Origin of the sequence: Nocardia sp. NPDC050713, assembly GCF_040654315.1 — a bacterium.
Taxonomy (GTDB): Bacteria; Actinomycetota; Actinomycetes; order Mycobacteriales; family Mycobacteriaceae; genus Nocardia.
This window is the reverse complement of sequence record NZ_JBFAHS010000002.1, coordinates 177366-198120: the sequence shown is the minus strand read 5'-3', so window position 1 is coordinate 198120 and position 20755 is coordinate 177366. Positions and strand designations below refer to the sequence as shown.

16 protein-coding genes and 1 pseudogene are annotated in these 20755 nt (G+C 68.2%); 9 read left to right on the top strand and 8 right to left on the bottom strand.

The window, feature by feature from the left end:
* Positions 1-242 precede the first annotated feature (242 nt).
* Both AB0H49_RS04190 and AB0H49_RS04185 read left to right on the top strand, forming a co-directional pair.
* Positions 243-1826, top strand: a complete 1584-nt coding sequence (locus tag AB0H49_RS04190; RefSeq protein ID WP_357246985.1) for an amidase — start codon at positions 243-245, stop codon at positions 1824-1826.
* Positions 1827-1834: 8 nt separating this feature from the next.
* Positions 1835-2329, top strand: coding sequence for a GNAT family N-acetyltransferase (locus tag AB0H49_RS04185; RefSeq protein ID WP_357246982.1), 495 nt, complete (start codon positions 1835-1837; stop codon positions 2327-2329).
* A gap of 258 nt (positions 2330-2587) precedes the next feature.
* On the opposite strand, the gene AB0H49_RS04180 is transcribed toward AB0H49_RS04185, so the two are convergent.
* On the bottom strand, positions 2588-3331 hold the full coding sequence (locus tag AB0H49_RS04180) for an MBL fold metallo-hydrolase (protein WP_357246979.1): 744 nt from the start codon (positions 3329-3331) through the stop codon (positions 2588-2590).
* Positions 3332-3643: 312 nt separating this feature from the next.
* On the opposite strand from AB0H49_RS04180, the gene AB0H49_RS04175 reads away from it, so the two are divergent.
* Positions 3644-5095 carry an amino acid permease gene (locus tag AB0H49_RS04175; protein ID WP_357247933.1) on the top strand — a complete coding sequence of 484 codons (1452 nt, stop codon included), beginning with the start codon at positions 3644-3646 and terminating at the stop codon, positions 5093-5095.
* A gap of 50 nt (positions 5096-5145) precedes the next feature.
* Here the strand turns inward: AB0H49_RS04175 and AB0H49_RS04170 are convergent, their stop codons facing one another.
* Positions 5146-6762 (bottom strand): FAD-dependent monooxygenase, encoded by a 1617-nt coding sequence (locus tag AB0H49_RS04170; protein WP_357246976.1) that lies wholly within the window; start codon positions 6760-6762, stop codon positions 5146-5148.
* A 113-nt stretch (positions 6763-6875) separates the two neighbouring features.
* Positions 6876-7433, bottom strand: coding sequence for a TetR family transcriptional regulator (locus AB0H49_RS04165; protein WP_357246973.1), 558 nt, complete (start codon positions 7431-7433; stop codon positions 6876-6878).
* A gap of 87 nt (positions 7434-7520) precedes the next feature.
* Between AB0H49_RS04165 and AB0H49_RS04160 the strand changes: the two genes are divergently transcribed.
* Complete coding sequence (locus AB0H49_RS04160) at positions 7521-7991, top strand: DUF4334 domain-containing protein (protein ID WP_357246970.1); 471 nt, start codon at positions 7521-7523, stop codon at positions 7989-7991.
* On the top strand, positions 7988-9076 hold the full coding sequence (locus tag AB0H49_RS04155) for an NAD(P)-dependent alcohol dehydrogenase (protein WP_357247930.1): 1089 nt from the start codon (positions 7988-7990) through the stop codon (positions 9074-9076). The genes AB0H49_RS04160 and AB0H49_RS04155 overlap by 4 nt, the downstream gene beginning before the upstream one ends.
* Before the next feature lie 87 nt (positions 9077-9163).
* Here AB0H49_RS04155 and AB0H49_RS04150 read toward each other — a convergent pair whose 3' ends face one another.
* Both AB0H49_RS04150 and AB0H49_RS04145 read right to left on the bottom strand, forming a co-directional pair.
* Entirely contained in the window at positions 9164-9835 is a 672-nt protein-coding gene (locus AB0H49_RS04150; protein WP_357246967.1) for a TylF/MycF/NovP-related O-methyltransferase, read from the bottom strand.
* 158 nt (positions 9836-9993) lie between these two features.
* Complete coding sequence (locus tag AB0H49_RS04145) at positions 9994-10893, bottom strand: 4-hydroxy-tetrahydrodipicolinate synthase (protein ID WP_357246964.1); 900 nt, start codon at positions 10891-10893, stop codon at positions 9994-9996.
* A gap of 70 nt (positions 10894-10963) precedes the next feature.
* Here AB0H49_RS04145 and AB0H49_RS04140 point away from each other — a divergent pair, with 70 nt between their 5' ends.
* The gene (locus tag AB0H49_RS04140; RefSeq protein WP_357246961.1) at positions 10964-11836 is read left to right on the top strand and encodes a LysR substrate-binding domain-containing protein; all 873 of its coding nucleotides are present in this window, start codon (positions 10964-10966) and stop codon (positions 11834-11836) included.
* A 6-nt stretch (positions 11837-11842) separates the two neighbouring features.
* Here AB0H49_RS04140 and AB0H49_RS04135 read toward each other — a convergent pair whose 3' ends face one another.
* Complete coding sequence (locus AB0H49_RS04135) at positions 11843-12319, bottom strand: nitroreductase family deazaflavin-dependent oxidoreductase (protein WP_355003475.1); 477 nt, start codon at positions 12317-12319, stop codon at positions 11843-11845.
* 302 nt (positions 12320-12621) lie between these two features.
* On the opposite strand from AB0H49_RS04135, the pseudogene AB0H49_RS04130 reads away from it, so the two are divergent.
* From AB0H49_RS04130 to AB0H49_RS04120, 3 genes and pseudogenes are all read left to right on the top strand, one after another.
* Positions 12622-14781, top strand: a pseudogene (locus AB0H49_RS04130) (MMPL family transporter); the annotation flags it as partial.
* Between the two features lie 174 nt (positions 14782-14955).
* A complete protein-coding gene (locus AB0H49_RS04125) occupies positions 14956-15756 on the top strand; it encodes a class I SAM-dependent methyltransferase (protein WP_355003476.1) in 801 nt (266 codons plus the stop codon).
* Positions 15757-16158: 402 nt separating this feature from the next.
* Positions 16159-17484, top strand: coding sequence for a family 1 glycosylhydrolase (locus AB0H49_RS04120; RefSeq protein WP_357246956.1), 1326 nt, complete (start codon positions 16159-16161; stop codon positions 17482-17484).
* A gap of 50 nt (positions 17485-17534) precedes the next feature.
* Here the strand turns inward: AB0H49_RS04120 and AB0H49_RS04115 are convergent, their stop codons facing one another.
* Positions 17535-18764: a helix-turn-helix domain-containing protein gene (locus tag AB0H49_RS04115; RefSeq protein ID WP_355003720.1), complete on the bottom strand. Its 1230-nt coding sequence runs from the start codon at positions 18762-18764 to the stop codon at positions 17535-17537.
* 215 nt (positions 18765-18979) lie between these two features.
* Complete coding sequence (locus tag AB0H49_RS04110; protein ID WP_357246953.1) at positions 18980-20599, bottom strand: amidohydrolase; 1620 nt, start codon at positions 20597-20599, stop codon at positions 18980-18982.
* Positions 20600-20755 lie beyond the last annotated feature (156 nt).

The following is a 20755-nucleotide window of genomic DNA, read 5'->3' as shown; positions in this document are numbered from 1 at the left end:
GGTGGTTGGGTCGCACCCTCTGCGGCCGAAGGTGAACACGGCACCGATGGTGAGATCTGTCCCATTGTGCGAAACAGCAGTTCATGGCCTGCGGCAATCGGGTTCGGCTCTGCCGACACCGCGACCTGGGAGATATGACCGAACGACTGCGTTGATTCGAACTGACGGTCACCCGTTCGACTTTCCCGTTTGCGCGGAGCGACATTCTATGTCCACTGCGGCAGACCGATACCGTCGAATTCATGGATTTGAATCTGTCTTCGGCCGAGAAGCTTTCAGCTGCCTTGCGCGCCGGTGAGGTTACCTCGGTGGAAGTGACCGACGAAGCGATCGCCCGTATCGAGCGGGACGACAAGGTGATCAACGCGATCTGTGTGCCGGACTTCGACCGTGCGCGGGCCGCCGCACACCGGGCCGATCGGGCCCGCGCCCGCGGCCAGGACCGGCCGTTGCTCGGTATTCCGGTGACCGTCAAGGAGTCCTACAACATGGCTGGGTTGCCCACGACCTGGGGCATGCCGCAGCACCGGAACTACGTACCAGCCGAGGATGCGGTCCAGGTGTCGCGGCTCGAGGCCGCGGGCGCCGTTGTGCTCGGCAAGACCAATGTGCCGCTCGGGCTGCAAGATATCCAAAGCTTCAACGAGATCTACGGCACCACCAACAATCCGTGGGATCACGGTCGCACGGCGGGTGGTTCCTCCGGCGGATCGGCGGCAGCTCTGGCGTGCGGATTCGGCGCGCTGTCCATCGGCTCCGACATGGCCGGTTCGCTGCGCACGCCCGCCCATTTCTGCGGGGTCTACGCGCACAAGCCGACAATCGGGCTGGCGGCGACCCGTGGCATGGTCACGCCGCCCGCGCCGGCACTGCCGACCGATCTCGACCTCGCCGTCGTCGGTCCGATGGCGCGCACCCCCCGCGACCTCACGCTCCTGCTCGATGTGATGGCCGGACCTGATCCGCTGACGCACGGCGTCGCGTACGACTCGAGCCTGCCGCCCACGCGCCATGAGCGGCTCGGCGACTTCCGTGTTCTGATCCTCGATGAACATCCGCTCATTCCGACCGGATCCGCTGTGCGGGAAGGGGTGAACCGGGTGGCCGACGCGCTCGCCGACGGCGGCGCCCGCGTCGAACGGCACAGTCCGCTGCTGCCCGATATGGCCGAAGCCGGGACGCTCTTCATGCAGTTGCTGTTTTCGGGCTCCATCGCGTACTTTCCCGTCGACGAGTACGAGCAGCTGCGCAGCCGCGCAGGCGAACTGAGCGCGGACGACCAGAGTCTGGGCGCGGCCCAGTTGCGCGCGATGGTCTTCAGCCACCGCGACTGGCTGGCGGCGTACAACCGTCGCGAACTGCATCGCCACGGCTGGCGGCAGCTGTTCGCCGAGTTCGATGCCGTGGTGTGTCCGATCACGCCGACTCCCGCGTTCCCGCACGACCACGACCCTGATCTGCTGGGACGCCGAATCGACATCGACGGCGTCGAGTACCCGTACTTCGACCAGCTCGTCTGGGCCGGTCTGGCGACTATGCCCGGCCTGCCCGCCACCGCCATACCCGCGGGCCGCTCACCCGAGGGCCTGCCGGTGGGAGTGCAGCTCATCGGTCCGATGTTCGAGGACCGCACCCCGCTGCGGCTGGCCGAACTGCTCGAGCCGAAGATCGGCGGCTTCCAGGCGCCGGTAGTGCGCGCACCGGATCAGGCCAGTGCGTCGCCGTCGGCGCCCCGGCCGCTACTTCACCAATCCCCGGCCGGACAGTCCTCGGCGGACTCGGGGATGCCGACGCAGGTCAGGGACGGCTGCCACGGTGGAGGATGATGGTCGCCATGGAGATCGAGTCGGTCCGCGTCCACCAGCTCGGCCCTGACGATTGGCACCGCTTCCGCCGAATCCGGCTGCTGGCCTTGGCCGAGGCTCCTTATGCCTTCGGTTCCACCCTTGCCTGGGCGCAGGCCCGCACCGATCAGGATTGGCGTGAGTTGCTCGCGGCCCGCACCCAGTTCCTCGCCACCGCGGGCGATCACGATCTCGGCACCGTCGGTGCGGTCGCGGAAGACGATGTGGCACATTTGATCTCGATGTGGGTGGCACCCGAAGCTCGTGGGACCGGCGTGGCCGACCTGCTTGTCCGCTCGGTCATCGACTGGGCCGCCGCCACCGGCCACCTCGGTATCCACCTCGAGGTCTCCGACGGCAACACCGCCGCCGAACGCCTCTACCAGCGCCACGGTTTTCGCCGCACCGGCGTCGCGGGTGCCATTTCCCCCGATGACGCGCGCGTGGAATTCCAAATGCGGCTCACACTACCGACGCACCCGTAGATCTATTGGCGCGCCGGTGACGACTGCCCGTGCACGCTCGGGAGCGGAAAGCATTGGTGCGCAATGGTATCGGCTGCTCTATGAGGGCGAGGCGCGTCCTCACCCCTTCTCGCACGATCACGTCCCACGAACACGCCTCGAGGTATGTGCCGACACCGGCGGCTTGCTGTCGAGTAGCAGCCCTGCGGTCACCATCACCCGGAATCGTGCCTTCACGACTCTCATCGGCACGAAACGAATTCCTCTTACCTGAACAATTCAGTCAGTGGATTCGCCGCCTGGGGCTTGCTCGTTCAGCCGATCCTCGTAGACCGTCGCGAGGTCACGCAACGCTGTCGCGCAGTCCCCGCTGAAGCTCGAACCGTGCATGATCGCCAACGTGGTCGGCCGCAACTGCGCCAGCCTATGCAAGGCGGCGGGCACGGCGGGTCCGAGAGACGTCGCGTGGAAGACGTCCTCGGCGACCGTCGCCGGTTCGACCAGATCGGCGTCGGTCAAGGCGGGACCGTTGCCCAGTTGCGTCATCAAGTCGCCGCAGAACAGCACGCCGGTGGTCTGCTCGTACAGCACCCGCGCCTCCCAATTGTGTGGTGCGTGCGGGGTGTCGAAATGCTGAACCCGCCGGTCGCCCAGGTCGACTACCTCGCCGTCGAGGAGCCGTCGCGGCGGCCGGTCGGCCATATCCTCGATGGAGACCAGGCACCCGAGTACGCCGTGCGCCACCTGCGCCTGCGGTGCGGCCGCGAGGAAGTGATTCATCGCCCCGCATTCGTCGGCCTCCACATGACCGAAGGTGATCCAGCGCAGCTGCTCGACCGGCCGGATCCGCGCGACCGCCGCGGACACCAGCGGAAACAGCGCCCGCATGCCGGTGTGGAACAGCAGCGGTTCGTCGGCGTCGACGAAGAACTGATTGAAGGTGAATCCGGTCGGTCCGATCTCCGGAATGTAGGTGGAGATGCGGTAGATGCCGTCGGCGATTTCGTCGGTGTGGGTTTGCATGACTCGATCCCGTGCTAGTGCCGACCCCCGCTCAAAACCATGCGCAACCTCGCAGTTTACTCATGACACCACCGCGGCACCGACAGCTCACGGAAAAAGGGCGTCCGATCGGTTTCGCGATTGGGTTGTCGATCCACCACGCGAGGGCCGGCCTGGAAATTCCCCGAAGCCGAGCGCACGCGAATAGGGTTTCACTCGTATCCCGAGCACGACATCACCAGCGAAATTCGGACGACCATTCGCCCCGTCGACCCCCGGTTCGGCGGGACTCCTTCCGAGAGAAGTGAGGTGATCGAGGTGGCGGACGCCAGCATGCCCGCGGGGACCGGCGAGAGCTCGGTGGAGGCCGGGGGCTATCGGCAGGAGCTGAAACGGACGCTGGGCTCGTTTCAGGTGTTCGCGATCTCGTTCGCGTTCATCTCGGTGGCGGTCGGCATCTTCGCGACCTACGACGACGTGCTCCAGAACGCGGGACCGGTCGGGATCTGGTTGTGGATCGCGGCCGCGGTGGGCCAGGCGCTGGTGGCCTTGGTGGTGGCGCAGTTCGCCGCGCGCATTCCGCTGAGCGGCTCGTCGTATCAGTGGGCTTCGCGGTTGGCCAACCCGAAGATCGGGTGGGGGTTCGGTTGGCTGACCTTCTGTTATCTGGCGGTGGCCGTGGTGGCGGTGGACAATGCGCTGGCCAGCGAAGCGCTCATGCCACTGCTGGGCATGCGGCCGGACGAGGGCACCGCGCGCCTGATCACGCTGGCGGTGCTGCTCCTTCAGGCGGTGCTGGCCATCGCTTCGACGCGCATCGTGAGCATGATCAACGCGTCCGCGGTGGGCTTGGAGCTGGTGCTGGTCGTGGTGGTGGCGATCGCGCTCGTCGTGGCCGTGGCGGTCACCGGCAACGGCACGACCGACAACCTGACCTCGCGCGGTGTCACCGAGAACGCCTCCGACTATTTCGCCGTCGGCGGTGGCCTGATGATCGCGATGATCATGGGGTTGGGCACGCTCGTCGGTTTCGACGCCGCGGCAAACCTGGCCGAGGAGGCCAAGGATCCTTATCGCAGCGTCCCGCGCGCGATCGTGGGGTCGGTCGTGGCGGCCGGGGTGCTGGGGCTGCTGTTCGTGGTCGCGCTCACCGTCGCGATCGACGACATCCCGAAGATCAGCGCGAGCGGTTCGCCGGTCGCGGCGATCATGCGCGACCAGCTCGGTCCGGTGATGGAACGCATCCTGCTCGTCGCCATCACCTTCTCGTTCTTCGGCGCCGGGATGGTGGTGATGGCCGCCTGCTCGCGGCTCGTTTTCGCGATGTCGCGCGACGCACGCTTTCCCGCTCACCGGCTGATGCGGCGGGTCGACCCGCGCACGCGCACGCCGGTCCCGGCGACGATCCTGATCTTCTGCCTGGGTGTCGTCTTGATGGTCGCGCTGCCCGGCGACGCGCTGCTGGAGCTGATCACCGCGTCGACGATCCTGCCCGCCCTCATCTACGGCTCGACGATCGTTCTCTACCTGACGGTGCGTAAACGATTGGACCGCAGGAAGGGCGCCTTCGATCTAGGCCGCTTCGAGCTTCCCGTCGCGATCGCCGCCCTGCTGTGGTCGGCCGTCGCGCTGTTCGTGCTGGTGACGCCCGAAGACGCGGTGGTCCCGGTGCTGATCGTGGCCGGTCTACTTCTCGCGGGTGGGGCGTTCTTCCTCGCCCTGCTGATCTTCGACCGCGAGGCGCTCGAGACCGAGCCCGGCGAGGTGAACGTCTTCGAGCACTGACCGATTGGGCCGATCACGCGACCCCGCGGCGCCCAGATTTCGCGGGCGGTTCAGCGGAAGATCTGCGCGAAGTGTTTCGTCAGGTCTTCCGGGGTGGGGTCGTGTTCGGCGAAGCCGAGGTAGCCGTCGGGCCGGATGACGTAGGCGGCCAACCCTTTTGCGCCGTAGGCGCGGGCGAAGGCGCCGTCGCGGTCGCGGATGATCGGCAGCGCCGAGGTGTCGGGGTCGGCGGTGGGGGCGGTGATCAAATAGAGGTCGACTTTTCCGTGAGTGGCGCGGCGCGCGGCGTCGGTGAGGGCGCACACGGTGGCGGACGACTCGGGGCCCGCCGTTTCGTCGAGGTAGAGCAGCACGGTGTGGTCGGTACGTCCGAGCAGGGAGAACAGCCGGATCGGGTAGGCGACGGCGTCTCGGGTCAGACCGGCCGCGTCGGGGGCGCGGCATCCGGGGCGCGGGCCGGGCTGGTCGTCGGGTGCGTGGCTGATCAGCGGGCTTTCGGAGTAGTCGATCAGCAGTTGGGCTTCCCTGCGGATGACGTAGTCCGGGTCGGTCTCCCCCGCGCCGATGCCTTCGCGCGCGCTGCGCACGGTGCGGCCGACGACTTCCTGCCCGACCGGTCTGCGCTCGGCGTCGTAGCTGGCGAGGAGATCGCCCGCGCCGATGCCGCCGAGGGTCAGGGCGAGTTTCCAGGCGAGATTGTGCGCGTCCTGGATGCCGGTGTTCATGCCCTGCGCACCCGTGGGCGGATGAATGTGCGCGGCATCCCCGGCGACGAAAACTCTTCCGCGCGAATAGGAATCGACGATGCGGTGACTGATGCGGAACACCGACGACCAGCGCAGGCTCGACGCGGTGACCGGTTCGGGCGCCAGCCGGTCCAGCACCGCTTGGATGTGGTGCAGCTCGGGCGCATGAGCTCCTTCGAAGCCGTGCTCGACCGCCTCGCCGGTGCTCGGCGCCGTCGCGAGTTCCTCCGGCACCAGCATCGATACCCGGTACCGGCGCTTGCCCGGCAGCGGGATGCACACCAGCAGATCGTCGGTGACGCCGTCGGTCCGGTGCATCGATCGGATGCTGTACCCGCGCGGCATCGACCAGTCCAGTTCGACATCGCCGAGCATGTACTGTTCGGCGAACGCCGCGCCTTCGAACCCGAGTCCCAACGCCTTGCGCACGAGGCTGTGCGCGCCGTCGCAACCGATCAGATACTGCGCCTGCACCCGGCGCTCACCCTTCTCGTCGGTGAGCACCACGTGCACGCCGGAGTCGTCTTGCTCGAGATGGGTGAGCGAGGTGCCGCACTCGATGCGCGTGCCGGTGGTCGCCAGACGTTTGCGCAGAATCCGTTCGGTCTCGTATTGCGGCAGCCCGACGAACCGGTACGGGACGTCGGCGGGCAGCGTCAACGCCACGCGCTCGACCTCGGCGCCGTTGACGTAGACGATCTGGCCGCGCAGCAGGATCGACGAGTCGAGCACCTGGCGCAGCACACCCATGCCCTCGAATACCTCGAGCGTGCGTGGCTGAATACCGACCGCTTTGGCGTAGCGCGGCGGTTCGACGGCCGCGTCGATGATCCGGCACCGCACCCCGCGCCGAGCCAATTCGATGGCCGCGGTCAGTCCGACCGGACCGGCACCGACGACGAGCACTTCCGTGTCGACCATGTGACATCACCTCGCAGTGGATGTTCACGGAGCGATCCGGCGAGTCTACGCCCGCTCGCCTGCGCCCATTCGCGCTTCCTGGCAAACACCCAGCATTCGCAGCGGACCGGGCGTCACGGGGCGGCCAGACGCCGCGCGGCCGAAACCACCGCGGCGCGGCGTTCGGCGATGCTGTGCGGTTCCGCGACCCGCGCGGCGTGCACGGCGGCGGTGCGAACCAGATCTGTGAGCATGACGACGAGCGTGACGGGCTGGAAGTCGGTGGTGATCAGACCCTCGCGCTGTCCGCGTTCGATTTCGCCGATCTTGGTGGCGATCACCCGGCGCACCGCGTCCTCGGCCTCGGGAATGCGGATGTGTTCGATCTCGGCCCAGGTTTGCAGGCGGGCGTTCTCCGGGTGTCGCAGATAGTGATCGAACAGGCGGCCCGCGTATCCCGGCAGGTCCGCCGCGTCGAGCGCAGTCTCGTCGGTGGTCTGGCCCGCCCATTGTTCGGTGACCGCCGCGTAGAGCTCGTCCTTGCTCGCGAAGTACGCGTAGAGCCGGTCCTTGCTGGCGCGCGCGGCTGTCGCGATGCGGTTGATCCGCGCGCCCGCGACCCCGTAGCGGGCGAATTCCTCCTTGGCCGCGGCGAGGATTCGGTCCCTGGTGGCGTGGCCTGCTGCGCGCATGCCCGGAATCCTATATTGCCGAACCATTTGGTTCGGGATATGGTTCGCGAACCAGATGGTTCTGCAACTTTGGAAAGGCGACCGACGATGAGCACTGCGTCCTGGCGGGATCTGGCCGCACGAGAATCCGGGGTCTCGACCCAAGCACTGGACGAGCTGTGGGCGGGTCTGCCGACCGTACGGGCCGAACAGATCCTCGGCGACTGGCGCGGCGCCGCGTTCCAGACCGGCCATCCGCTGTGCCGCGCGCTGCCCGCGAGCCGCTGGTACGGCAAGCGATTTCGCTCGCTGACCCACGCCGAGCCGCTGATCTGCCGCGCCGAGGACGGCTCGCTGTACTCGAACAAGGAACTCGGCGACGGCGAGGCGTCGCTGTGGAACGTCGAGTTCCGCGGCGAGGTGACCGCGACGATGGTCTACGACGGCAAGCCGGTGTTCGATCATTTCAAGCCGCTCGACGACTCGACGCTGCTCGGCATCATGAACGGCCGCCCGGACCTCGTGCTCGCCGACGGCGCGCACTTCTACTTCCTGCTCGAACGGGTCACCGCGTGCTGACCACCTCCGCGGTCCTGTCCCGCGATCCGTCCGCGCCGTTCTCCGTGGAAGCCGTGCAGATCGACGCGCCGCGCGCCGGGGAGATCCTGGTCCGGGTGCGGGCGGTCGGCATCTGCCATACCGACCTCGTCACCCGCGCCGCGGGCGGACCGGACCGGCCACTGTTGCTCGGGCACGAGGGCGCCGGTGTGGTCGAGGCGGTCGGCGCCGAGGTCACCACTGTGCGGCCGGGCGACCACGTCGTGCTGACCTTCCGGCATTGCGGACGTTGCGCCAACTGCCGCGGCGGCCGACCCGCCTACTGCCATCGTTCGATCACGTTGAACCAGTTCGGCTCTCGCGAGGACCGCGCACCGCGCGTCACCGCGGCCGGGACGCCGGTGCGGGACGGATTCTTCGGGCAGTCCAGCTTCGCGGGCTACGCGCTGACCACCCCGGACAACACCGTCGTCATCGATCCCGCGACCGATCCGGTCGTCGCCGCGCCGCTCGGGTGCGGATTCCAGACCGGCGCGGGCGCGGTGCTCAACGCCCTGCGACCCGCATCCGACGCCCAGTTCGTCGTCTACGGCGCGGGCGCGGTCGGGATGGCGGGCCTGCTCGCCGCACGCGCGGCCGGTGTGGAGCGCATCGTCGTCGTCGAGCCGAACCCCGCCCGCCGCGCACTGGCACTCGACCTCGGCGCCACCGCCGCACTGGATCCGACGACCGACGACACCGCCACCGCCGTCCGCGAAACCACCGGCGGCGGTGCGACTCACGCCCTGGACACCACCGGACATCCCGGCGTCCTCACCGAAGCGGTATCGGCACTGACGACCGGCGGCACGGTGGTGGCGGTCGGACTCGGCACGGGCGTCCCCGACATCGACGTGCGCGATATCGTCCTGGGCGGCAAGACGATCCGCGGTTGCCTCGAGGGTGACGCCGACCCGCACACCTTCATCCCATACCTGCTCGACCTCCATGCCGCGGGCCGCTTCCCGATCGATCGGCTCGTGGTCGACTACCCGCACACCCGGATCGACACCGCACTCGAGCACCAACGCGACGGCCGCACCGTCAAACCCGTCCTCACCTGGTAATCCGCTGCGGCAGAATCATTGGGGTGGAACGGATCTCCTTCGAGCTCGCGGAACGGCTGCGCGCCGCGATGGCGACACCGATCTGACTCAGCGCACGGTTTCGTTCGACGCGGCCGCCGCGGAGACGGTCGGCGGGATCGCGTGCCGGTAGACGCCCAGCGTCCAGGTCGGGTCCGCGGAGACCACGCTGACCGCCAGCGGTGTGCCGAAGACGTCCTCGCAAGCTTTCATGACACCCGGCGCTTTGGGTTGCGCGACGGCGCGATCGGGCGGTGACGCGGGATCGGCGTAGTCGTCGATGACCAGAATCGCGCCCGGCGCCAGCCGCGGCAGACACGCACGCAGACACAGCAGCGTCGACTCGTAGCGATCGCCGTCCAAGTAGGCGAAGGAGATCCGGGCGGGCAACTGTTCGGGCACGGTGTGGGCGAACCAGCCAGCGTGCACGTGCGGGCGGCGCAGGCCGAACCGCTCGTGCAGGTTCACCACCTCGCCGACCGAGGCCGCGAACTCGCCCTCGGCCAGATAGGCGCTGTCGTGGCGACCCGGCGCGGGCAGCCCGCGAAACGAGTCGTAGGCGTGCACCGGCGGATCCGCGCCTACGGAGTCCAGCACCGCCCGCAGCCACGCGGTCATTCCGCCTCGGTAACAACCGAATTCGACAACGGCGCCCGGAATGCCCGCGCGCACCACGCGGGCGAGCTCACGCTCCACGATCGTCATCCGCCCCCGATCGACGGTCCGGGGCTGGGTCCGCAACAAGTACTCCTGTAACGCGCCGCGACGATCGTGCACAACGCCCTCCGCTCGTGCGGTTGCCACACCGGACTACGCCAGAATAGCAATCGGCTATCTCCAGCGACGGGGAACGCCTAGGCCTCCCGCACACCAGTGGCACCGCCCGACGCTGACCTGGTCTACCGGGCGACCACGGGCACCGCGCCCAGCGCCCCCAGCGCCCGATCCACCGAATCCGCCGCGGCGGGCAACAGCGGCAACCGCACCGCCGGGCTCGGAATGCGTCCCAGCGCGTGCAGCACGCCCTTGATCACCGTCGGATTCGGCTCGGCGAACGCCGTCACCGCCACCCCGGCCAGCTCCGCGCCGATCGCCCGCGCCGACGCGAGGTCCCCGATGCGCCAAGCATTTTCGAGGGCGACGAAACGCGCTGGCGCCAGCTGCGCGGTCGCCACGATGCCGCCCGCCGCGCCCAGCGCGAGCAGCGGCGAGAGGAACGCGTCGTCCCCGGCGAGCACCGCGAAATCCGCGGGCGGATCGGCGAGCAACTCGACCGCGTCGGTGTCCACACCGCCGACCGCGTACTTCACACCGACGACGCCGTCCAAGGCCGCGATCTCCCGCAGTGTGCTCGCACTCAACGAACGACCGGTCCGATAGGGAATGTGGTAAACGATCAGCGGCACCGGCGAACTCGCCGCGAGGTGAGCGTAGTGCGCGACGACCCCGGCCTCGGAAGGCCGCGTGTAGTACGGCACCGGCACCAACGCCGCGGTCACCTGCGGCCACGCCGCCAGCTCCACCAGCCCGGCGAGGCTGGCGCGGGTGTCGTTGCCGCCCGCCCCGACGATCAACGGCGCACCCGTCGCCGCGCACACCCTGGCGCACACCTCGATCACACCGCGCCGTTCCACGGCGTCCAGCGTCGCCGCCTCGGCGGTCGTGCCCAACGCCACCAGTCCCGCCGCGCCCGCGTCGAGCACGCCGCGCGCCAGCGATTCCAGCGCGTCCCACGCGACGGCGCCGTCGTCAATGAACGGCGTGACCAGCGGTACGAAAATTCCTTGGAATCGGTGCATACCGCCAGCGTGCCGCACCAAGAGATTAAGAACCAGTTCGCATTTGTGCTGCCGAACGTAAGCTGAACTGATGCTCGACGTGCGTAGGCTGCGGCTGCTGCGGGAACTCGCCCGGCGCGGCACCATCGCCGCCGTCGCCGAGGCGCTCGCGTTCACCCCCTCCGCGGTCTCCCAGCAACTCACCGCGCTGGAACGCGAAGCGGGCGTCGCCCTGCTGGAACGCACCGGACGCCGCGTCACGCTCACCCCAGCCGGACACACCCTCGTCGCACACGCCGACGCGGTGCTCGCCCGGCTCGAAGAGGCCGAGGCCGACCTCGCCGACGCCAGAGCCGGACTGACCGGACCGCTGCGCATCGGCGCCTTTCCCAGCGCCACCCAGGCCTTCATCCCCGACACCCTCACCAGGCTCGCCACCGCCCACCCCGGCCTGGAACCCCGTGTCACCGAACTCGATCCGGCCCGCGTCGCCGCCGCGCTGCGCGCCGGGGAACTCGACGTCGCCCTCGTCCACGACTACGACCTGGTCCCGTTCCCGCCCGAACCCGGCGTGCACACCGAACCGCTCTACCGCGAAGCCATGTTCCTCGCCGCCGACACCGCGACCCCCGGCGCCACCCTCGACACCTGGCGCGACGCACCCTGGATCGTGGCCACCGCGGGCACCCGCTGCCACACCATGACCCTCCGCGCCTGCCAAGCCGCGGGATTCACCCCGCGCGTCCACCACCAGGTCGACGACTTCAGCACCGTGCTGGCCTTCGTCGCCGCCGGACACGGCGTCGCCCTCGTCCCCGAACTCAGCGCCACCGAACCCCCACCCGGTGTGCACCTCGTCCGGCTTCCGATCGCCCGCACCACGACCATCGCGTGCCGCGCGGGCGCGGGCCGGCATCCCGCCGTCTCCGCCTTCTCCGCGGCCGTGCGATCCGCCCTCGGCTGATCGCGCTCACTCCCGGCGCAGTTCGAAGATCCGGAACTCGCGGCCGCCGGAGAGCTCGTACTCCATCTCGTAGCCGGGCCAGAACTCCACGGCCAGATCCCAGACGCGCTTGCGCTCGACGCCGGTGATCTCGGTGACCCGCACCGGGAAACGCTGGCCCCGATGCCCGACCGTCGCGACACTGGCCGCACGTAGGTTCGCCGACCACACCGGATGCTTCGCACTGCCCCAGTTCGACCCGATCACCAGGAAGTCCGCGCCGCGCGGCACATACAGCAGCGACGTGGTGCGCGGCACCCCGGTCTTGCGTCCGGCCACCGTGACTTCGATCGACGGCAGGCCCACCAGATCGAGCACGCCGAAACGCCCGCGAGTCACCCACCGGATGAACCGCTCCAGCGGCAGCACCAGCGGCGCCGTACGCATCACCCACCGCTGCTGCGCGAGGCGCCTGGCGAGAGTCGGCAACGGATTGGAGACCATAACCGCATGGTGCCACGTCGCGGCGGCCACGTCCGCCCGCGAACGCCGAAGCGGTCCAATTCACACCGCACGCACCTCCTTCGACACCAGAACTCCGGCATCGCCGCACAGATGTGCGAACCGCTGACCCATGAATTCAATAGTTAAACGTCGACATTTCAACAACGTCTGTATTTTTGATGCCAGAAACCCCCGCGAACCCCACGGAAAGGACACGGCCCCTTGGTCTTCCGCACAGCAGGATCGGCACACCGACCGAAACCGGCCACCCACGCCCGCCCCTGCCCCCGCGGAGACCGCTGATGTTCGCGCGATGGGGGGAACTGGTCCACCGATACCGATTCGGCGTACTCGGCATCGTCATCGCCGGACTGCTCGCACTCGCGGGCTACGGCATCGGCATCGAAAACCACCTCAGCTCCAGCGGATTGGAAGACCCCACCGCCGAATCCGCCCGAGCGAGCCGCCTCGCCGACGAAGCATGGGGCCGCGACCACGAATCCGACGTCGTCCTGCTCATCACCGCCCCCAACGGCAAAACCGTCGACGACCCCGACCTCAGCCGCACCGTCGTCGACCACCTCGACAACCTCACCCGCGACCACCCCGACGAGATCACCGGCATCAACGGCGCCTACTGGGCCACCGAAACCGGTAAGGCCAGCGGCCCCCTCTTCGCCGGAGACGACCGCCGCCACGCCTTCGTCCTCATCGCCATCCGCGGCGACGACGACACCGAAATGGTGCGCAACTACCGAAAGGTCAAGAACGACTTCCCCATTCCCGGTGTCGACGTCCAAGTCGCCGGGCTCCAACCCATCGCGGGCACCCTCACCGACACCCTCACCGACGACGTGCACCGCATGGAGGTCGTCGCACTACCGGTCGTCGCCGTCCTGCTGTTCTTCGTCTTCGGCGGACTCGTCGCCGCCGCACTACCGCTGGCCATCGGCGCGCTCACCGTCACCGGCGCCAACGGCATCATGCGGATATTCACCAACTTCACCGAGGTCAACTCCTTCGTCACCGGCGTCGTCTCGATGATCGGCGTCGGCCTCGCCATCGACTACGGCCTGTTCATCGTCAGCCGCTTCCGCGAAGAACTCGCCGCGGGCCACGACACCCGCACCGCCGTCCGGCGCACCGTCAGCACGGCGGGCCGCACCGTCGTCTTCTCCGCGACCATGATCGTCGCCAGCCTCGGCGGACTACTGATCTTCCCGCAAGGATTCCTCAAATCCCTCGCCTACGGCGCGATCGCCACCGTCCTGCTCGCCGCGCTCGCCGCGATCACCATCCTGCCCGCCGCTCTCGGCATCCTCGGACCGCGCGTGGACAGCCTCGGCCTCAGCCGATTCCGCCGAACCAAGACAGCCACCGAGATCGAGAACGGATTCTGGGGCCGCACCACCGACTGGGTGATGCGCAAGCCGCTGCGCGTCGCCGTCCCGCTCGTCCTCGGACTCTGCCTGCTCATCATCCCGATGCAGAACCTCGCCTTCGGCGGCATGAGCGAGACCTACCTGCCACCGGACAACTCCACCCGCCTCGCCCAGCAGCACTTCGACGAACTGTTCCCCAAACGCCAGCCCGACCCGCTCCAGCTCATCGTCGTCTCCGACGACCGCGCCGCCATCGGCGCGCTCTACCGCCAGATCAACCAAGCACCCGGGCTCGCAAGCGAATTCAGCGTGCCCGCCTCCGCACCAGGCCGCACCGACCTCTATCGCATGCGCGCCACCCTCGCCGATTCCGACAACGCGGGCCCGACGATCGACTACCTCCGCGCACTCGACGTGCCCGACGGACTCACCCTCCTCGTCGGCGGCCAGCCCGCCATCCAAGAGGACAGCATCGACACCCTGCTCGAACGCATGCCGTACATGATCGCCGCGGTCGTGCTCGTCACCACGCTGCTGATGTTCCTGACCTTCGGCTCACTCGTCCTGCCGATCAAGGCCGCGCTGATGAGCGCACTCGGACTCGGCTCCACGCTCGGCATCCTCACCTGGATCTTCATCGACGGCCACGGCGCCGAGCTGCTCAACTTCACCCCGCAGCCGATCATGTCCCCGGTGCTGGTGCTCATCATCGCCATCGTCTACGGACTGTCCACCGACTACGAGGTCTTCCTGCTGTCGCGCATGGTCGAAGCGAAGGCCAAGGGCGCCGACACCACCCAGGCGATCCGCGTCGGCACCGCGCACACCGGCGCGATCATCACCGCCGCCGCACTCATCTTGCTGGTGGTGACCGGCGCGTTCGCGTTCTCCGACCTCGTGATGATGCAGTACATCGCCTACGGCATGATCGCCGCCCTGTTCATCGACGCCACGATCCTGCGCATGCTGCTGGTCCCCGCGGTCATGAAACTGCTCGGCGACAGGTGCTGGTGGGCGCCCGCCTGGATGCAGCGGATCCAGCGCAAGATCGGCCTCGGCGAGTCCGTCCTGGACGACGAATCACGAGGCCGCGCCGCGCCCGAGGCCACTCCGGACTCGGCAACGGTGTCCGCGCGGAGCTGATCGGCGGCCGAGTCACCCGGGAAAACGCGGGGTCGCCACCTTCACCCGGAGTACGCTCACCGCCAGAAGGGAGCGTCACCACCCGCCGACCGGACCGAAGGACGTGCACCGATGAGCAGCCGTCTCGACGCCGAGTACGCCGATCCCACACCGCTACGGGTGCGGATCGACACCCACGAGCGCTACTCGGAGATACCCCACGACCCGGGCGGCGAAGTCCTCGCCGCACTCGCCCTCTCCGGCGCGGAATACCTCGCCGACGTCGGCTGCGGTGACGCCCGGTTCCTCGCTCGGCTCGTCGCGTACGGCCATCGCGGCCCGCTGCTCGGCATCGACACCTCCCCCGCCATGGTCGCCGCCGCCCAGGCCGTTCCCGGCGTGCGCGGCGTCCGCGCCGACGCCCGCCATATCCCGTTCGACGACAACAGCTTCGACGTCCTCACCGCACGCCACATGCTCTACCACGTCCCGGACCCGGCGGCCGCGCTACACGAATTCCGGCGCGCCACGAAACCAGGCGGCACCGTCGCGGTCGTCGTCAACCATCGCGAAACCTGCCCGTACATCGGCGAACTCGTCGACGCGCACGCCGCGAGCTACGGCATCGAGCCCGGCGCCGCGCCGCCGCGCACCGTGGATTCGGAGAGCTTGCCCCGGCTCATGTCCGACGTCTTCGGGACCGTGCACGTCCAGCGCTGCGACAACGCGCTCGTCTTCGACAACCCCGCGCCGCTGATTCGCTTCGCGGAAGCCATCTTCGGTTGCCGCGGCATCGAACGCGATCACCCCGATCGCGACGCGATACTGGCCGATCTGAGCGCCGACGTCGAAGACTGGTTCGGCCATCACCCCGGGCGCACCTGGCGCGATCCCAAGGGGTACGTCGTCGCCACCGCACTCGTCGCGGAGTGATCGCCCACCCTTGCGGTAAGAGCTTGGTGGGCGGGCACTTTCGGTTTCTTGTCGGTGTACGTGAGTCGTGGCTTCATTTTGTGAAGGTGAGGTTACATAGTTAGATGCGCATATCTACGTATCAGCATGTTGGTTACCGAGACTATTCAGTCGCTTCACCCGTCCGACCAGCGGGACCTTGCGCAGTCCGAGATCGCCGATACCGGCCTCGCCTACCCCGGCGCTCGTCTCGCTCCAGCCGCTTCTCCCCTACCCCACCGGAAGCCCTGCCGCACTCCGCGATCCTCCCCCGATACGGACGGGCGACCAGTTACAGTGTTCGCCGTGGTCTCACCCGACCCGGTGCCCTACCCCGCACCGGAGGTCCACGAGCGCCGACCACCCATTCGGAACAGGAGTTCGATGCGATCCCCCAGTCGCCGCCACGTCCTGGCCGCCCTCGCGGCCACCACCGCCGCGCTGGTCGTCGGCGGTAACGCGCCCGCGTACGCCCGCCCAGCTCCGCCAGCGCAGGTGCAGCCCTTCGGCAGCGACTTCCTGTGGGGCGTCGCCGCATCCGGATATCAGTCGGAAGGCGATGCGCCGGACAGTAATTGGTCGCGGTACGTCGCGGCGGGCAAGACCCAGGACCCGTACGAGAACGCCATCGACTTCCACAGCCGCTACCGCTCGGACATCGAGCTGGCCGCCCAGCTCGGCGTGCGGGTGTATCGCATCGGCATCGAATGGGCGCGGCTCCAGCCGCGGCCCGGCGAGTGGGACGAAGCCGGATTCCGCTTCTACGACAACGTGATCGCGGCGATTCGCGACGCCGGCATGCGACCGATGCTGACCATCGACCACTGGGTCTACCCCGGCTGGGAGGTCGACCGCGGCGGCTGGCGCAACCCGGCGATCGTCGAGGACTGGCTGGCCAACGCCAGGCGGGTGGTCGACCGATACGCGGAGGCGGACCCGCTCTGGGTGACCTTCAACGAGCCGATGATGTACGTGCTCAACGAGCTTCGGCACGACGGCATCGGCCCCGCCGACGTGCCCGCCATGCACGACCGAATCGCCAGGGCGCACAACGCGATCTACGACCACATGCACGCGGTGCAGCCGGGCGCCATGGTGACGAGCAACGTCGCCTACATCCCCGCCGCTGAGGACGCGGTGAACAAGCCGCTCATCGACAAGATCGCCGCCAAGCTGGACTACGTCGGCATCGACTACTACTACGGCCTCTCCCCCGACAACCTCACGGGGATGACGAACTTCACCGAGCTGTGGAAGAACCCGTTGCAGCCCGAGGGTATCTACTATGCGCTGCAACACTATTCGCGCGCGTTTCCCGGCAAGCCGCTCTACATCGTGGAGAACGGCATGCCCACCGAGAACGGCATGCCGCGCTGGGACGCCTACAGCCGCGCCGACAACCTGCGTGACACCGTCTACTGGCTACAGCGCGCCAAGGCCGACGGCATCGACCTGATCGGCTACAACTACTGGAGCCTGACCGACAACTACGAATGGGGCTCCTACACACCCCGTTTCGGCCTCTACACGGTCGACGTGCTGACCGATCCGACGCTGACGAGGCGCCCCACCGACGCCGTCGCCGCCTACCGCACCATCACCAGCCACGGCGGCGTACCGGCCGACTACCTGCCGACGCGACTGCCGAAGGAATGCTCGTTCGTGGACGCGCTCGCCAGCTGCGCCGATCCCGTGACCGTGCCTCGCTGACCCGCCCGGCGGGCGTGCGGCACGTGGGCTCGCGCGCCGCACGCCCGACGTCAGGGGCGTCGTCCGCGCGGGGGCGCCGCGATGTCGTGCACCACGGCTTCCTGTTCGCCGCCACCGGTTTCCGGCTCGCCGAAGCCGACGGGCGGGGGCACGTCTCCGGTGCGGTGTGCCCGGGCGACCAAGGCCGAGCGCAGATACCACAGGCCCGAGGCCTGGGTGGGGTCGAAGGCGATGAGCTGGCCGATTCGTTTGAGGCGGTAGTCGACGGTGTTGGTGTGCACGTGCAGCAGCCGCGCGGTGCGCTGCCGGTTCAGGTTCGTGCTGATGTGCACCTGAAGGGTTTCCAGTAGTTCGGGGTAGTCGTCCAGCGGATCGAGCAGCGAGCCGAGGAAGTCGCGCGCCGGGCCCGGCCGGGTGAGCTGGTATTCCAGCGCCAGGTCGTTGAAGCGATACAAACCCGACACGCTGTGCATCCGGTGCACCATGTCGAGCAGCTCGTGCGCCTGATCGGCGGCCTGCGGTATGCGTTCCGGGGTGGCCTCGACGGCGCTGGCGCGCACGGGAACCTGAGCGGCCCTGGACAATTGGGCGACCAGCTCGTCGAGTTCCGGGTCGTCGAGGGTGGAGGTCGGGATGAGAATGGTGCCGCCGTCCACGCTCAACAGCGAGAGCGCGCTGTCGCCGCACCGGGTGGCCAGCTCCGCCTGCAACCTGCGTAGCTTGCGGCGAGCGACCACCTTGCTGTCCAGCGTCGGGTTCCGTTCGTCGCGGTGCGGCGGCACCGCGAGCGCGAGCACGTGGTAGGAATCGGCGATTTGGATGCCGCATTCGCGGGCCATGGTCGAGGTGCTGTTGCCGCCGAGCAGTGCCGAGGTCAGCGTGTGCACGGCCGTGTGGTGCTCGCTCACCACGGCGCGCAGTTCCTTCACATACGCCACCGAGACCGTCGCGATGATGGTGTCGAGGATGTCCATGAAGCGGCGGGCCACGTTCACCAGGCTCTCGTGATCCTGCGTGGTGGCATTGGCCAGGATCAGATCGAAGCCGAGTTTGAAGCCCTCGTGGATGGCGTGCTGGATGGTGTCGATCGGAATGCCCTCACGCGCCCAGCCCGCGGCCGCGGCGCCGACTCGCTCGATGTCCTCGCCGACCTCGTTGCCATCCAGCATCCGCACGGCCAGTTCCAGACACACCCGGGTCACCGCGGTCACGTCGCCACTGAGCGCCTCGCCGGGTAGCGTGCCGCAGGGCACCACGTTCTTCACGAAGTGCCCGACCATGCGCTGGGAGAGGGTCCTGGTGTCCTTGAGATGGGTCGAGACCGGACGGCCCGAGACGATGAGATCAGGATCGGCCATGTTGGGAGCGGTCACGAATGGTTCCTTCCGGCCGGAATTGCACAGCGATCAAACGTAACGGGATTCGTGTGCGCGGTGGGCCGGGTCGATCGCGGATTGTGAATACTTCCAATGTGTTTGTGACTTGTCACAAATGCTCAGGCTTGGTAAGTCGGCTCCCCCGCCAGGTACGTGGCGCGCACCTCGATGTCGGCCAGTTCCTCCGGGGGTACCCACCGGGGATCCTGATCCAAAACGACCAGATCCGCGTACTTGCCGGGGGTGAGGGAACCGGTGATGTCGTCGGCGAACAGCTGATACGCCGCGTCGATGGTCTGGGCGCGCAGCGCCTGGTCGACGGTGATCCTTTCCGCCGGTGCGAGTACGCGTCCGCTGCGCGAGGTTCGCGTCACCGCCGCCGCCATGTTGCGCAGCGGTTCCTCCTCGGTGACCGGGCAGTCGTTGTGGAACGACACGCGCATACCCGCGTCGAGTGCCGATCGGGTGCGCACCCAGTTCGCGCCGCGCTCGGGGCCGAACAGGTCGTCGACGAGCACGTCACCCCAGTAGTAGACGTGATCGACGAACAGACTGCACGTGATGCCGAGTCGCGCGGCACGCCGGAATTGCTCGGGCGTCATCGCGCCGCAGTGCTCCAAGCGCAGCCGGTGATCCCGGCGCGGATACCGGGCCAGCGCGTTCTCGTAGACATCGAGGATCGTGTCGACGCCGTGATCGCCGTGCACGTGACAGGCGATCTGCCAGCCCATCGGGTAGTACGCGCCGACGATCTGGTGCAGTTGGTCCGCGGTGTAGTTGGCGTGGCCACGGTGGTCGTGCCCGAGTCCGAGTGCGGCCGTGGCGGGGGTGTTCAGATACGGGAACGAGGTGTCGATGTTGCCGACCCACGGTGATCCGTCGACCCAGATCTTGATGCCGATCTGGCGGAACAGGTCGTCGCCGTTCTCCAGCGGGCAGTAGGACTCCCCGCCCGGATCGGCCATCTCGTAGACCCGCATCCGCACCTTGGCTCGCTGCTGCTGATAGAGCGCGCTGGTCAGCGGACGCATCTGCTGGGCGAAGGCCATATCGCTGCACAACGTGACACCGCGGCTCGCGAGGTCGGCGTGTTCGCGGGCCAGCAGTTCCGGGCCCGCGAGTTGCTCGGCGAGCATGGGTCCGATGAGCGAGAGCACGGCGGGGGCTTCGTAGACCTTGCCGGTGAGCCTGCCGTAGTCGTCCCTGTCGTAGTGCCCGCCTGCGGGATCCGGCAGGTCATCGGAAAGACCGGCGAACCGCATGGCGGCCCCGTTCGCCCACGCGAGGTGTCCGGAGTTCTGCCAGATCACGATCGGCCGGTCGGGTCCGAGTTCGTCCAGCCACGCCCTGGTCGGCTCCGGAAAACCGGTCTGCAACAGCACATCCAAGCCGTAGAAGATCAACGGACGGCCCGCGGGAGCCGTGGCGACCGCGCGCAGAATCTCGGCGTGCGCGTCCTCGGCGCTCGGACAGGTGGTGACCGGGCGAATGTCGATCACGATGTCGGAGTACAGCATCTGATCCTGGGTCGGATGGGTGTGCGCCTCCACGAAGCCCGGCATCAGGCAGCGATCGCCCAGGTCGATCATCTCGGTGCCAGGTCCGCGCATGGCCAGCACGTCGTCTCCGCCGACCGCGGCGATACGCCCGTCGGACACCGCGACCGCGCGCGCACCCTCGCGCTCGGGATCCATCGCGAGGATCGTGCCGCCGGTGAAGATCAGATCGGCTGTGCTCATCGAAACCTCCGTGGAACGGGTCGGGCCAGCGGACGGGCCGCTTTGCCACTCGATTGCGAAGAGCGTGCGATCTACGACGATAACAGTTGGTACAGGTGGTTTGTGTTGACAAATGGATGTTGCCGATCCCCCTTCGCGGCGGTGAGGAGCCCGAGA